Source organism: Micromonospora maritima, from assembly GCF_902825405.1.
In the GTDB taxonomy this organism is placed as follows: Bacteria; Actinomycetota; Actinomycetes; order Mycobacteriales; family Micromonosporaceae; genus Micromonospora; species Micromonospora maritima.
On record NZ_CADEAU010000758.1, the window covers coordinates 1 to 1,882 of the forward strand.

The 1,882-nt window shown below is 75.8% G+C and carries 2 protein-coding genes; both read left to right on the forward strand.

The features are described 5' to 3' along the window. Nucleotides 1-780 (forward strand): condensation domain-containing protein (locus tag HUW36_RS31955; protein WP_246248427.1); only part of this gene is annotated, 780 nt, incomplete at its 5' end. Further along, nucleotides 777-1,829, forward strand: coding sequence for a TauD/TfdA family dioxygenase (locus tag HUW36_RS31960; protein WP_174531470.1), 1,053 nt, complete (start codon nt 777-779; stop codon nt 1,827-1,829). The genes HUW36_RS31955 and HUW36_RS31960, both read left to right, overlap by 4 nt. Nucleotides 1,830-1,882: the final 53 nt, after the last annotated feature.

Here is a 1,882-nt window from a genome sequence, read left to right on the forward strand (position 1 = left end):
GGACGACGGGCCGTCGACGAGTTCCTGCGCGAGCTGCGCGGCGCAGCGACCGTGCTCGAACTGGGGACGCGGCGGGACGGCCGCCCGACGCCTCCGGCGACCCCGCCGCACGGCCGGGCGCTGCGGACCACTGTGGACCCGGCGACCGCGACGGCGGTACGGGAGCTGGCCCGCACCCACCGGGCCAGCCTGCACATGGTCGGGCTGGCCGCGTTCGCCACCCTGCTCGGCGCCGCCACCGGCCGGGACGACCTGCTGATCGGCGTCGCCTTCGCCGGGCGTACCAGCGTGGCCGCCGAACAGAGCGTGGGCTGCCACGTCAACACGCTGCCGCTGCGCCTGCGCCCGGCCCTCGACCGCACGTTCGCCGACCTGCTCGCCGAGGCGCGGCGGGTCACGCTGTTCGCCGCCGCCCGCCAGGACGTCCCGTTCGACCTGCTGGTGGAACGGCTGAACCCGGCCCGCCGGCCGCACCGCAACCCGCTCGTCCAGGTCGCGTTCGGGGTGCAGAACGCGCCGCCGGCCCGGCACCTCAGCGCGGTCGGCGGCGAGTTCACCGGCGTGGAGCTGACACCCGACGCGGCCCGTCTCGACCTGACGCTCTGGCTGGACGACCGCCGGGACGGGCTGGCGGCGCTCTGGACCTACCGCACCGACCTGTTCGACGACGACGGGGTGGCGACGTGGCACCGCCGCCTCACCGCGCTGCTGCGCGCTGCCGCCGTCGACCCCGGGCGCAGTCTGGCCGACTGCGTCGACACCGCTGGGAGAGAGAGATGACCGATCAGATTCCCCTCGCACGGCCCGTCCCCCGTCGCGGCCGGGACCGGAGCCTGGTGGACGTCCGGCCGGACTGGCCCGGCGGCCCACTGCCGGCACTGGTCCGCGCCAACGTCCCCGACGTCGACCTGGCCGGCTGGCTCGCCGGCCACCGCGACGACATCGACGAGCTGGCCCGGCGCGCCGGCGCGGTGCTGTTCCGCGGCTTCGCCGTCGCCGGCGCCGACGACTTCCGGACCGTGATGGCGGCGCTCTCCGGCGACGTGCTGTCCTACGGCGAGCGGTCCTCGCCGCGCAGCCGGGTCACCGAGGGCGTCTACACCTCCACCGAGCACCCGGCCGACCAGCCGATCGTGCTGCACAACGAGCAGTCGTACACGCTCACCTGGCCGCTGCGCATCGTGTTCCACTGCGAGGTCGAGCCGGCCGCCGGTGGGCGTACGCCGCTGGCGGACAGCCGTCGGGTGCTGGCCCGGCTGCGCCCGGAGACGGTCGCCGAATTCGAGCGGCGCGGCGTGCTCTACCGGCGCAACTACCTGCCCGGGATCAGCCTGAGCTGGCAGACGGCGTTCCAGACCGACTCGCGCGCCGAGGTCGAGGCGTACTGCGCCCGCGCCATGATCGACGTGGAGTGGGTGGGCGAGACGCAGCTGCGGACCCGGCAGGTCCGCCCCGCGGTACGCCGGCACCCGGTCACCGGGGAACGGACCTGGTTCAACCACGCGTTGTTCTTCCACGTCACCTCGCTGCCCGAGGACGTCAGCGCCGGGCTGCGGGCGGCGCTGGTCGAGGAGGACCTGCCCTACCAGACCGCGTACGGGGACGGCACGCCCCTGCCGGACGACGTGCTGGCCGAGCTGCGGGCCGCGTACGCGGCGGAGACCCGCTCCTTCGCCTGGCGGCAGGGAGACGTGCTGCTGGTGGAGAACATGCTCGCCGCGCACGCCCGGGAACCGTTCACCCCGCCCCGGCGGATCCTCACCGCGATGTCCGACCCGGTCGCCGCCCCGGAGCTGGTCGGGCACCGCACCCGGGACGGTGCCGCGTGAGCGCCCCGGGGCCGCGCCGGCGCGGCAGCGGTGGCACGGTCGCCGCTCCGGTG